Genomic DNA, 11,413 nt, shown 5'->3' with positions numbered 1-11,413 from the left:
CTCGGGCAGCGGATGCCGTCAGCGGCGCGTCGACCACCAGGCCCAGGCAACGAGCACCGGCTGGAAGAACAGTCGAACGAGGCGCTTTGTATCGGTGTCGAGGTCGAAGCCGTCACGCTTCTCGACGTATTGCGAGATGTTGCCGGGGAAGATCGCGATGAAGAACGCCGCGAGGATCGCGCCGACGCGGCGCCGCTCCTTCGGCAGCGCGACAAGAGCCGTGCCGAGCATGATCTCGACAACTCCGGATGCCACCACGATCGCATCCTCGTCGAGCGGTGAGAGCTCCGTAGCCCAGGGCGGCACCTGTGCCCGCCCAGCCAAACCGCCCGGACTGCGAAAGTCAACGTCGCAGACGGATGCCTGGCCGAAGCCTGCGGGGAGGGTTACCGCTCGGGAGACAGGGCGACGGCGAGGGCCCAGACCACCAGCAGCGGCTGCAGCAAGAGCCGCACAAAGCGGCGGGTGTCCGTGTCGAGCAGCGGCGCAGACCGACCCGTCTGCCACTGGTGGACGTTTCCCGGGAACACGGCGATGAAGAATGCCGCCACCGCGGCGCCGAGGCGTCCCCGTTCGCGCGGCAGGGCGACGAGACCTGCGCCGAGCATGATCTCCACCGCGCCGGAGCCGACGACGATCGCATCCTTGTCGGTGCGTAGCATCCGTGTCGCCCAGTCGGGCACAACGATGCGGTAGCCGCGTCTTCCCCACGTCAGGTGTGACACCCCCGCCGCTACCAGGAGGGCGGCGAGGAGCCAGCGAAGCAGCGTCATGCCGTGCGTCGGCCTGCAGCCGGGTGAACTTCGACGGGTTCCTCGTGCAGGCCACGCAGCGCCTGTGACAGTTCCGGCGCGCCCTTCGACAGTTCCCGGTCGAGAGAGCGCAGTCGCTTCTCGGCCTCCATGAGAGCCCAGTCACCCTTCTCGGTAACCCGCAGTTCGGATGCCGAACCAGCGTGAGCTGTCGAATCGTGCACGAATCCTTCATCGACGAGGGTGCGCACGGCGGTGTGCGCAGTCTGGACGGTGATCTGCGAACGCCGCGCGAGCTCACTGAAGGAGATACCCGGCATCCCGTAGATGTGGCCGAGCAGCGCATACTTGCGGGTGGTGAGCCCCAGGTCCTTGAGAACCGCGCCGAGCTGGGCCTCCCAGATGCTCGACATCGTCAGCAGCGCGATGACCGGGCTGAACCGTCGTTGCTGAGCTGCCACGGGATCTCCTTCTGCGGGGCGCCTGATCCTTCATCGTAGCCCGCGCCCTCCCGAACTCCCCGGTCGGACCGTCGTGGATAAAGAAGTCAGCGGCAATGACCGGGAAAAAGGTCCCTACGCAATCTCGCGTAGGTCATGTCATCATCGGGAAATGGACACCTCGCTGTACGAAATCCGAAAGGACCTCAGCCGGGCCCTCGCGGAGCTTCACGAGGCCCAGCAGAGCTACCCCGACGACCCCACCCTCCACGCGATCGACAGTCTCCAGTCAGCCGTAGAGCGCCTCACCGGTGTGCTCGAAGAGATTCACTCTTTCTTCTCGCTGCCCGTCCCGACCTCGACCGGCCCACACCCGGTCTCGGCAGGCTCCGGCCACCGGCACCACCGGTAGCGCTCACGAGCCGGTGACGACGACTCAGGCGATCAGTCGTTGTCGCCGCGCCGCATCGATCAGAGCATCCTTGTGGGCGTCGTCGGCAAGCGAGATCAGGGCAAGAGCCCGCTCCTGCGTCGAGAGCCCCCGAAGATTCACCATGCCGTGCTCGGTCACGACGTGCTCGACATCCATACGCTCGTCGGTGACGATGTCGACCCGCGGCACGATCGTCGAGATCATCCCGCCCTTCGCTGTGGCCGGGAGAACCACGAACGACTTGCCACCGCGCGACTTGGCCGCTCCGGTCACGAAATCGAACTGACCGCCGGATCCCGAATACTGCACGCCGCCGATCATCTCGGCATTGACCTGCCCGTAGAGATCGACCTGGATCGCCGCGTTCACCGAAATCATGGCGTCGTTACGGGCGATGATCTGCGGATCGTTGACGTAGTCGGCGGGGAAACTCACCATCGACGGGTTGTCGTTCATAAATGCGTAGGTGTGGGCATCCCCGACCGTCGAGGTCCAAACGTGCCGCCGCGGATGCAGGGTCTTGCGCCGCCCTGTGATGACGCCCGACTCGATGAGCGGCACGAACGCCGAGGAGAAAAGCGCCGAATGGATACCGAGGTCCCGGTGATCCCCCAGGGCCGCAGCGACCGCGGCGGGAACCCGGCCGGCACCGATCTGCAGCGTCGCGCCGTCGGGAATGTGCGCCGCGACGTGCGCCGCGATAGCGAGGTCGGCATCCGCCGGAGCCGCCTCGGCGACCTCGGGGAGGGGCGAGGCATGCTCGACGATGGCGTCCACTTCATCGATGTGGAGCAGGGACTCGCCGAAGACCCGGGGCATGTTCGGGTTCACCTCGACGATCAGGCGGCGGCAGGCGCGCGCCGCGACGCTCGCGTAATCGTTGACGACACCGAACGAGAAGTGACCGCTCGCGTCCATCGGGCTGACCTGCACCAGGAACGTGTCGACATCGAGGCGTTCGCGGATCAACCGTGGCAGGTTCGAGAAGTTGACCGGAATGAAATCGAGGGTTTCGCGGTCGGCCCGGGCGGGATCGGCGATGATGTGGTGATCGCGCCCGGCGACGAAGAAGGTGTGGGCACGCACCTTCTCGATGACGCCCGGCTGCAGGATCGTGTCCCCGATCGCGTCACCGCCCATGCCGTAATAGAGATCCAGGTCGACGAGATCGTCGGAGCGGATACGTTCGGCGAGAGCTGCGAGCACTGCCGGCGGCGCCCCGAGGCCCATCGCCACGAGCAGCTGCGTCCCCGAGGGGACGGATGCCGCGGCATCCGCTGCCGACACGAGCTTGCGACGGTAGTCATCCTGAACCGGCATCCGTGATCCTCCAGCGCTGTCGCCGACGGATCCACTCTGGCATGACGGGCTGCCGGAGTGTCGAGGGCGGGCGCTACTGTCGTGTCACGGCCTCGCGAGTGCTCGCCCCCGACCTTTCCGGCATCGACAAGCCGAAAGGACCCCCGGCGTGCTTCCCCAGTATCGAGAAGACGTACGGTCGTCCCGTGCAGGACTGGATCGACATCGCCGTCGAACGCCTCGATGCCGGCGACGCGCACATGGCAGTTGTCGAGGTTCTCAAGTCGGAGCATGGGCTGGGACACGGCCACGCGAACGCTGTGGTGGCGTACACGAAGGCGGCGCTCGCGCAGGGCTGAGCGCTGGCGCGGTGCGGGATAGCGTGGATCCAGTGACTCTCGACCTCGACACTCTTCGCCCGTATCCCGACGCTGGCGACCCGGATAGCCGCGCACACGATGCGGCGGATCGGCTGCTGCTCGACGAATCAGCGGAGGCGCGACAAGGCGTTGCGCGGCGCGAGATCGCCGTCATCGGCGACACGTTCGGCGCCCTGGCCCTCGCGTGCGCGAGCGATGCCGATGATGGTGTCGTCCGCGTGCACCAGGATTCCCTTGGCGGCGAGCGCGCGGTGGTTGCCAACGCGCGCTCGACCGGGCTCGAAGCATCCGTCGAGTCGCTCGCTCTCGGTGCGGAGCTGGTGCGCGATGCTCGGGTCGTTCTCCTCCGGCTCCCCCGGTCACTCGAGGCGCTGCGCGACATCGCGGGGCTGATCGCCGCGCACGCCGCGCCCGATGTCGTTGTATTCGCGGGCGGGCGGATCAAACACATGAGCCTCGGCATGAACGACGTGCTGCGGGAGCACTTCGACACCGTGGATGTCTCGCTCGCCCGCCAGAAGTCGCGGGTGCTTATCGCGCACGGTCCTCACGACGGTCGGGATCCCGAGCCGTCCGCGGCGCGGCTGCGCATCGGTGACACGGATGTCGAGGTCCGCGCCTTCGGCGGCGTGTTCGCCGGGGCAACGCTTGACATCGGAACGCGCCTGTTGATCGATAACCTGCCAGACACGATTCCCGGGCACGCCGACGATCCGGCGGTTGATCTGGCGTGCGGGAACGGCATCGTCGCTGCGACCCTCGCTCTGCGGCATCCGGGGCTGCGTGTCTACGCGTCGGACGAGTCGGCCGCCGCCGTCGCATCGGCTCGGGCGACCGCCGCCGCCAACGGAATCGCCGACCGGATGACAGTGGCTCGCGATGATGCGCTGTCGACCCTGCCCGACGCGAGTGCGTCGTTCATCGCCCTGAACCCACCGTTTCACCGGGGAGCCGCGATCGACGAAACGATCGCCCGGCACCTGTTCGCCGATGCGGCTCGCGTGCTGCGCCCCGGCGGCGAACTATGGACCGTCTGGAACTCGGCCCTGCGCTACCGCCCGTCGCTCGAGAAGCTCGTCGGCCCGACCCGTCAGATCGCCCGCACCCCAAAGTTCACAGTCACGGCCTCGACGCGTCGCTGAGGGGCCGGCTCAAGAGGTTCCAGCCCTCAGCTCTCCCGCTCGGTCGGCATCGGCGCCGCGAACGGATCGTACGCCCGGCCGCCGTCGACGATCTCACGGTTGAGCGCGGTGAGTCGGCTCACGATCTGCTCGGGATCCTGCGCCACCGACTTCGGCCAGCCGTAGGCGGCTGCCACAGCTTCGTCGAGGCGGCGGTGCAGTGCGGCGAGATCGGCGAAACCACCCTCGTCCATGAGGTTGTACAGCTTCGTAAGGCCCATGCTGTGCTCGATACAGAGTTCGCTTCGACGGGCATAGAGCGCCCGGGATGCGGCAGCAATCGCTTCCCGCTGCTCGGGCGTGACGGGATCCGGCCACGGGTAGGTGTCGAAGACCGCCGCGTTCGTGTAGCGGAGGCGCGTCTCGAGTGTCGAAGATTGCGCCCTCGCCCATGCTTCGTGTGCGCTGGATAGCAGGACGCCCATTGAGTAATCATCATCGAACGCGAACACGACGACCGCGTTGTTCGGAACCACCGTCCGTTCTACCCAGGCAAGCAGCAGTCGCTTGCCCGTTGCCGCCGCCGCGGCGTATCTACGAAGCGGTGCAATCGCCGCCCGCATGTCCTCCACACGTCGACCAAAGAGCCACCATCGACGTTCGACCGCACGGTTTGTCGAAGTCTCGCGCTCGATCTTGACCGACGAGCGGAGGATGTCGACAGCGGCGGGAAAGGTGAGAGCGCGCTCGAGTGGCAGAGAACCGAAGTCGATGACCCATCGAGACGGTGCCTGCCTGACGTCTTCCGCGATGTCGGCGCCCGTAAGGAATCGACGAACGACCTGCTCGTAGGCGGCGTCATCCGAAGCCAAGAGCGCGCTCGCCACCGAGTCGTCAAGGAGGAATCCCTTGCCCTGCGGAACTACTCCGGCAAAGCAACGCCCTCTGTTCTCAGCGATCGAGCCGACCTCGAGACCTGCCGCGTCACCGGCGCGCAGGTTCGGTGCGATCCCAGATACGACCTGGTCGTCAAGGGTGAAATCTGTAGGGTTCCGAGACGGCGATTTCACCCAATTCACGATACTGACGTGGACTTTCGCGTCCCCCGGCCACTTCTGCGAGGAGACCGCATCGGTGATCACCCCACCAGTCGAGGCAATGTAGGCAAGCGATGCCAGACGTCCGGTTGTCTGGCTGATCGAGTTCGTTCCCACGAGTCCCGCCCGCTGTTCAGGCTGAAGATGCTCGTGAGCGCGCCGGAACCAGTACACGCAGAGATCCTTGACCCCAACGCCGAACTGACGGACGAGCCAATCCACGTAGTCGTCACCAAGGCTGGGGCGTAAGAGCTTAGCTCCCAGAAACGGCGGGTTGCCGATGATCGCATCCACCTCGGGCCAGTCGGTCTGCAGCGCGTCGGCCTGCGCGATGCGGGAGAGGTCGACCAGCGGCAGCACGGGCTCAGCCTCGCCGTACCGTTCGATCATCTGCCGGTGCCCCATCCAGAGCGTGACCCTCGCGATCATGACGGCGACCCGCTCGATGTCGATCCCGAACAGATTCGAGAGCGGATAGAAGGGAAGCGTGCCAGTGGGACGCGGGGAACCGGTTTCGGCGGCGAGGCGATCGATGCGCTGCTTGAGATCGAACTCGAGCCCGCGCAACTCGCGATACGCAACATAGAGGAAGTTGCCGCACCCGCAGGCGGGGTCAAGGACGCGGAAGGCGCACAGCTCATCGAGAAGCGCAACCGCCTCGGTGACCGATCCGGTCGTCTCGATGCGCTCACGCCAGGGGCGCACGATCGTCGGCGCAACGATCTTCATGATGTCGGCCTCGTGCGTGTAGTGCGCGCCGATCTCGGAGCGGCGGTCATCGCCGAGCACTCCTTCGAGGAGCGAACCGAAGATTGTCGGGTTGACCTCGCGCCAGTTGAACTCGGCGGCCTGCTTCAGGTGAAGAAGTTCCGCTCGATCAAGGTAGACGGCGGCAGGCCTGGCGAACAGGTCACCGTTGACGTATCGCGTACCCGCGAAGCGACCCTTCCGGTTGTGGTCGCCTTTTTGATTGAGCAGCTGGAAAAGATAGCCGATCTCCTTCGCGGAGTCGGGATCGTCTTCCTTGAGCAGCGCCTCGACGGTCGCCTGCAGCGGATACCCCTCGAGCATCCCGAGATCTTCAGCGAAGAGACACCAGACCAACTGCATGGTGAAGCGCTGGATCTCATCGACCGGGGCCGCCGATCGGTCGAGCATCGAGCGGTAGAGCTCTGCGACGTGGCGGGCGGCATCCTCGGTCAGTTCACGTCGATGCTCGCTGAAGACCGGCTCCAACGACTCGTTTTGGAGGAACAGCAGGGCGTCGTAGTGCTCGGGAAGCTCCGCGAGCGTGAACCGCGAACGCGGTCGGTTCGGGAAACGACCCGGCTCCCAGACTTCGAACTCCTGGAAGTTGCAGAGCACGACCCACCGGGCAGCCGGCGTGTCGGTGGCGGGATCACTCGACTCGCGCCAGTACCGATCGCGTTGATCGGCGGCCTTCTCCAGCGCAATGCCGGGAGCCTTCATCTCGACGATCATGATGCCCGGCCAGTGCAGGTCCATGAAGCCCGCAGAACTGCGAAAATCTTCGAACCGTGCACCAACGGACTGGCGATCACTGCCGTACGCAGCGAACAACTCGTTCAGGAAGGTCTGAGCCTCTGCCCGCTCCGAGCCGGAGTATCCCGACCAGCGGCGCACGAAGTCGGTGAGTGCTCGCTGAAGCTCCGCGCCGCTGCGGACCGCACCCGTCACCGGTCAGAACATCCGGGTCTTGTTCGGAACGCTGAAGTACGTCTGCTGCACGAACCGTTTGCGCTCAGCCTGCAGGGCGTCAACGAGATCCTTCATAGCTGCCTCAGCGTTCGGGTGAGCGCCCGACTTGCGGATGCGCTCAAGCGCCTTGCGTGCGCGCTCCAGTGCGTAGTCGAGGTTCGTCAGCACATCCGACACCTCGCCCATGGCCTGTTCGCGCGCCCGCTCTTCGGCGGCCACGCTGTCGGTCACCTGCTGTGCCATCTCGTCCCCTTCCGATGCAGCGTGAGCTTCACGGTATGCCCCGCCTGCGACGTCGCCAGACGCCGACGCAGGATCTGTGGACATCACCGTTTCTCCACAACCGGATCTAGAAGTCCCAGTCCTCGTCCTCGGTCGCGACAGCCTTGCCGATGACGTACGAGGAGCCCGACCCCGAGAAGAAGTCATGGTTCTCGTCGGCGTTCGGCGACAGGGCCGACAGGATCGCGGGGTTCACGTTCGTGACCGACTCGGGGAACATCGCCTCGTAGCCGAGGTTCATGAGCGCCTTGTTCGCGTTGTAGTGCAGGAACTTCTTCACGTCTTCGGTCAGGCCGACGCCGTCGTAGAGGTCCTGCGTGTACTGCACCTCGTTGTCGTAGAGCTCGTACAGCAGCGAGAACGTGTAGTCCTTGATGTCCTGACGCTTGGCTTCATCGACCCGCTCGAGCCCCTTCTGGAACTTGTAGCCGATGTAGTACCCGTGCACTGCCTCGTCACGAATGATGAGGCGGATGAGGTCGGCAGTGTTGGTGAGCTTCGCACGGCTCGACCAGTGCATGGGCAGGTAGAAGCCCGAGTAGAAGAGGAACGACTCCAGCAGGGTCGAGGCGACCTTACGCTTGAGCGGCTCGTCGCCCCGGTAGTACTCCATGACGATCTGCGCCTTGCGCTGCAAGTTGGGGTTTTCGACCGACCAGCGGAACGCCTCGTCGATCTCCTTCGTCGAGCACAGGGTCGAGAAGATCGACGAGTAGCTTTTCGCGTGCACCGACTCCATGAACGCGATGTTCGTGTACACCGCCTCTTCGTGCGGTGTGATCGCGTCCGGGATCAACGACACCGCACCGACGGTGCCCTGGATCGTGTCCAGGAGCGTCAACCCCGTGAACACGCGCATCGTGAGGGTCTGCTCCTCGGGGGTGAGGGTGTTCCACGACTGCACGTCGTTGGAGAGAGGCACCTTCTCGGGCAGCCAGAAGTTGTTCACGAGACGGTTCCAGACTTCGAGGTCCTTGTCGTCTTGAATGCGGTTCCAGTTGATCGCCTGTACGTGGTCGATCAGCTTGAGCTTCTCGGTCATTGTCGTCTTTCTCGCAGAGTCGAATCGGCGGTGCTCAGAGCATGCAGCTGACGCACTCCGTCATGTCAGTTCCCTCGAGGGCCATCTGACGCAGACGGATGTAGTAAATGGTCTTGATGCCCTTCTTCCAGGCGTAGATCTGTGCCCGGTTGATGTCACGAGTGGTCGCGGTGTCCTTGAAGAACAACGTCAGAGACAGGCCCTGGTCGACGTGCTGCGTCGCAGCGGCGTAGGTGTCGATGACCTTCTCGTAACCGATCTCGTAGGCATCCTGGTAGTACTCCAGGTTGTCATTGGTCATGAACGGCGCCGGGTAGTAGACGCGGCCGAGCTTGCCTTCCTTGCGGATCTCGATCTTCGAGGCGATCGGGTGGATCGAGCTCGTCGAGTTGTTGATGTACGAGATCGAGCCTGTCGGGGGCACGGCCTGCAGGTTCTGGTTGTAGATGCCGTGCGCCTGCACCGACGCCTTCAGCTCACGCCAGTCATCCTGCGTGGGAATGTGGTGGCCGGCGAACAGCTCGCGCACCCGCTCGGTCTGGGGCACCCACTCCTGCTCGGTGTACTTGTCGAAGAACTCCCCCGACGCGTAGGTCGAGTCGGCGAAGCCTTCGAACGCCGTCCCCCGCTCGATGGCGAGCTTGTTCGAGGCCCGCAGTGCGTGGAACAGCACCGTGTAGAAGTAGATGTTCGTGAAGTCGATGCCCTCTTCGGAGCCGTAGTGGACGTGCTCGCGAGCGAGGTAGCCGTGCAGGTTCATCTGGCCGAGGCCGATCGCGTGCGAGCGGTCGTTGCCGTCCTCGATCGAGCGGACCGAGGCGATGTGGCTCTGGTCGCTCACCGCGGTGAGGGCGCGGATTGCGGTGTCCACCGTGCGACCCAGGTCGCCGCCATCCATCGCCAGCGCGATGTTCATCGACCCGAGGTTGCAGGAGATGTCCTTGCCGATCTGGTCGTACGAGAGGTCCTCGTTGTAGGTCGTCGGGGTGTTGACCTGCAGAATCTCGGAGCACAAGTTCGACATGTTGATCCGGCCCTTGATGGGGTTGGCCCGGTTCACGGTGTCTTCGAACATGATGTACGGGTAGCCCGACTCGAACTGGATCTCGGCGAGGGTCTGGAAGAACTCGCGCGCGTTGATCTTGCTCTTCTTGATGCGCGGGTCATCGACCATCTCGCGGTACTTCTCGGTGACCGAGATGTCGCCGAACGGCACGCCGTAGACGCGCTCGACGTCGTACGGCGAGAAGAGGTACATGTCCTCGCCGTTCTTGGCCAGCTCGAACGTGATGTCGGGAACCACGACCCCGAGCGAGAGGGTCTTGATGCGGATCTTCTCGTCGGCGTTCTCGCGCTTGGTGTCGAGGAACTTCAGGATGTCGGGGTGGTGGGCCGACAGGTAGACGGCGCCCGCTCCCTGACGTGCCCCGAGCTGGTTGGCGTAGCTGAAGCTGTCTTCGAGCAGCTTCATGACGGGGATGATGCCGCTGGACTGGTTCTCGATCTGCTTGATGGGAGCACCCGCCTCGCGGATGTTCGACAGGAGGAGTGCGACGCCACCGCCGCGCTTGCTCAGCTGCAGCGCGGAGTTGATGCCACGGGCGATCGACTCCATGTTGTCTTCGATGCGCAGCAGGAAGCACGAGACCAGTTCCCCGCGCTGGGCCTTGCCGGTGTTCAGGAACGTCGGGGTCGCGGGCTGGAAGCGACCCGAGATGATCTCGTCGACCAGCTGCGTCGCGAGGGCCTCGTCACCGTCGGCAAGACCGAGGGCCGTCATCACGACGCGGTCCTCGAAACGCTCGAGGTAGCGCTTTCCGTCGAAGGTCTTCAGGGTGTAGCTCGTGTAGTACTTGAAGGCGCCGAGGAAGGTCTCGAAGCGGAACTTCTTCTCGAACGCGTGGTCGTGCAGCGACGAGATGAACTCGAACGAGTACTTCTCGAGCACGGCGGGCTCGTAGTACTGCTTGTCGACCAGGTAGTCGAGCTTCTCCTTCAGCGAGTGGAAGAAGACGGTGTTCTGGTTGACGTGCTGCAGGAAGTACTCCCGCGCAGCACGCTTGTCGGCGTCGAACTGGATTTTGCCGTCGGGCCCATACAGATTCAACATGGCGTTGAGGGCGTGATAGTCGAGCCCATCGAAGCGGGCCTCGGTCTTGAATGCCGTGTCTGTCACTGCAGCTTCCACCATCGTTCCAATCCTTCGCTTACGCGTGTGACGTCTTCCGACGTGCCGAACAATTCGAGCCGGTACAAGTGCGGCACGTGACACTTGCGGCTGATGATGTCGCCGGCGGCGCAGAAAGCGTCGCCGAAATTGGTGTTTCCCGCGGCGATGACGCCGCGGATGAGGGTGCGGTTCTGCTCGACGTTGAGGAACCGGATGACTTGCTTGGGCACCGCGCCTCGCTCCTCGCCGCGACCCTGGCCTCCCCCATAGGTGGGGGTGACCAGGACGAAGGGCTCATCGACCAGGAGCATCGGCTCGGATGCGAAGAGCGGGATGCGCTCAGCGCGCAATCCCAACTTCTCGATGAAGCGCGCCGTGTTCTGCGAAACGCTCGAGAAGTACACGAGCAACGGCGTCTCTGTCGCGATCGCCGTGCTCATGGCTCAGGCGAGGCGAGACGCGAGCTCGTCGATCTTGTCGGGACGGAAGCCCGACCAGTGGTCCTCGTCGGTGATGACGACGGGGGCCTGCAGGTAGCCCAGCGCCTTGACCTGCTCGAGGGCCGCGGGGTCCTGCGAGAGGTCGAGAACTTCGTAATCGATGCCCTTGGAATCCAGCGCGCGGTAGGTCGCAGTGCACTGCACGCAGGCCGGCTTGGTGTAGACCGTGATCGCCATG

13 protein-coding genes are annotated in these 11,413 nt (G+C 64.5%); 3 read left to right on the top strand and 10 right to left on the bottom strand.

Annotated elements, in window-relative coordinates; all coding sequences use genetic code 11:
• Positions 1–18: 18 nt before the first annotated feature.
• From ACQVDU_RS00635 to ACQVDU_RS00625, 3 genes are all read right to left on the bottom strand, one after another.
• Complete coding sequence (locus ACQVDU_RS00635; RefSeq protein ID WP_443476028.1) at positions 19–324, bottom strand: DoxX family protein; 306 nt, start codon at positions 322–324, stop codon at positions 19–21.
• A gap of 62 nt (positions 325–386) precedes the next feature.
• Positions 387–773 (bottom strand): DoxX family protein, encoded by a 387-nt coding sequence (locus tag ACQVDU_RS00630; RefSeq protein ID WP_443476027.1) that lies wholly within the window; start codon positions 771–773, stop codon positions 387–389.
• Complete coding sequence (locus tag ACQVDU_RS00625) at positions 770–1,213, bottom strand: MarR family winged helix-turn-helix transcriptional regulator (RefSeq protein WP_443476026.1); 444 nt, start codon at positions 1,211–1,213, stop codon at positions 770–772. Before ACQVDU_RS00625 ends, ACQVDU_RS00630 begins: the two co-directional genes overlap by 4 nt.
• A gap of 151 nt (positions 1,214–1,364) precedes the next feature.
• Between ACQVDU_RS00625 and ACQVDU_RS00620 the strand changes: the two genes are divergently transcribed.
• The gene (locus ACQVDU_RS00620) at positions 1,365–1,604 is read left to right on the top strand and encodes a hypothetical protein (protein WP_300590412.1); all 240 of its coding nucleotides are present in this window, start codon (positions 1,365–1,367) and stop codon (positions 1,602–1,604) included.
• Between the two features lie 24 nt (positions 1,605–1,628).
• Here the strand turns inward: ACQVDU_RS00620 and ACQVDU_RS00615 are convergent, their stop codons facing one another.
• Positions 1,629–2,945 (bottom strand): acetyl-CoA hydrolase/transferase family protein, encoded by a 1,317-nt coding sequence (locus ACQVDU_RS00615; RefSeq protein WP_443476025.1) that lies wholly within the window; start codon positions 2,943–2,945, stop codon positions 1,629–1,631.
• Between the two features lie 185 nt (positions 2,946–3,130).
• Between ACQVDU_RS00615 and ACQVDU_RS00610 the strand changes: the two genes are divergently transcribed.
• Both ACQVDU_RS00610 and ACQVDU_RS00605 read left to right on the top strand, forming a co-directional pair.
• Positions 3,131–3,283, top strand: coding sequence for a DUF4287 domain-containing protein (locus tag ACQVDU_RS00610; RefSeq protein ID WP_443476024.1), 153 nt, complete (start codon positions 3,131–3,133; stop codon positions 3,281–3,283).
• Between the two features lie 32 nt (positions 3,284–3,315).
• On the top strand, positions 3,316–4,446 hold the full coding sequence (locus ACQVDU_RS00605) for a class I SAM-dependent methyltransferase (RefSeq protein ID WP_443476023.1): 1,131 nt from the start codon (positions 3,316–3,318) through the stop codon (positions 4,444–4,446).
• Positions 4,447–4,472: 26 nt separating this feature from the next.
• On the opposite strand, the gene ACQVDU_RS00600 is transcribed toward ACQVDU_RS00605, so the two are convergent.
• From ACQVDU_RS00600 to nrdH, 6 genes are all read right to left on the bottom strand, one after another.
• A complete protein-coding gene (locus tag ACQVDU_RS00600) occupies positions 4,473–7,220 on the bottom strand; it encodes a DNA methyltransferase (RefSeq protein WP_443476022.1) in 2,748 nt (915 codons plus the stop codon).
• A 3-nt stretch (positions 7,221–7,223) separates the two neighbouring features.
• A complete protein-coding gene (locus ACQVDU_RS00595; RefSeq protein WP_363498570.1) occupies positions 7,224–7,484 on the bottom strand; it encodes a hypothetical protein in 261 nt (86 codons plus the stop codon).
• Between the two features lie 106 nt (positions 7,485–7,590).
• Positions 7,591–8,565, bottom strand: a complete 975-nt coding sequence (nrdF, locus tag ACQVDU_RS00590; protein WP_292708996.1) for a class 1b ribonucleoside-diphosphate reductase subunit beta — start codon at positions 8,563–8,565, stop codon at positions 7,591–7,593.
• Between the two features lie 34 nt (positions 8,566–8,599).
• Entirely contained in the window at positions 8,600–10,756 is a 2,157-nt protein-coding gene (gene nrdE, locus ACQVDU_RS00585) for a class 1b ribonucleoside-diphosphate reductase subunit alpha (RefSeq protein ID WP_443476021.1), read from the bottom strand.
• Positions 10,738–11,175 (bottom strand): class Ib ribonucleoside-diphosphate reductase assembly flavoprotein NrdI, encoded by a 438-nt coding sequence (gene nrdI, locus ACQVDU_RS00580; RefSeq protein WP_292709000.1) that lies wholly within the window; start codon positions 11,173–11,175, stop codon positions 10,738–10,740. The genes nrdE and nrdI overlap by 19 nt, the downstream gene beginning before the upstream one ends.
• A gap of 3 nt (positions 11,176–11,178) precedes the next feature.
• Positions 11,179–11,412 carry a glutaredoxin-like protein NrdH gene (gene nrdH / locus ACQVDU_RS00575; protein WP_292709002.1) on the bottom strand — a complete coding sequence of 78 codons (234 nt, stop codon included), beginning with the start codon at positions 11,410–11,412 and terminating at the stop codon, positions 11,179–11,181.
• Between the last annotated feature and the right edge of the window lies 1 nt (position 11,413).

Origin of the sequence: Microbacterium sp. F2, assembly GCF_052274505.1 — a bacterium.
Classification (GTDB): domain Bacteria; phylum Actinomycetota; class Actinomycetes; order Actinomycetales; family Microbacteriaceae; genus Microbacterium.
This window is presented reverse-complemented; position numbering and strand designations above follow the sequence as displayed.

Coding starts and splice junctions, on each gene's coding strand:
- ACQVDU_RS00630 (WP_443476027.1), bottom strand. CDS start 773: ATGACGCTGCTTCGCTGGCTCCTCGCCGCCCTCCTGGTAGCGGCGGGG.
- ACQVDU_RS00620 (WP_300590412.1), top strand. CDS start 1,365: ATGGACACCTCGCTGTACGAAATCCGAAAGGACCTCAGCCGGGCCCTC.
- ACQVDU_RS00615 (WP_443476025.1), bottom strand. CDS start 2,945: ATGCCGGTTCAGGATGACTACCGTCGCAAGCTCGTGTCGGCAGCGGAT.
- ACQVDU_RS00595 (WP_363498570.1), bottom strand. CDS start 7,484: ATGGCACAGCAGGTGACCGACAGCGTGGCCGCCGAAGAGCGGGCGCGC.
- nrdF (WP_292708996.1), bottom strand. CDS start 8,565: ATGACCGAGAAGCTCAAGCTGATCGACCACGTACAGGCGATCAACTGG.
- nrdE (WP_443476021.1), bottom strand. CDS start 10,756: ATGGTGGAAGCTGCAGTGACAGACACGGCATTCAAGACCGAGGCCCGC.
- nrdI (WP_292709000.1), bottom strand. CDS start 11,175: ATGAGCACGGCGATCGCGACAGAGACGCCGTTGCTCGTGTACTTCTCG.
- nrdH (WP_292709002.1), bottom strand. CDS start 11,412: ATGGCGATCACGGTCTACACCAAGCCGGCCTGCGTGCAGTGCACTGCG.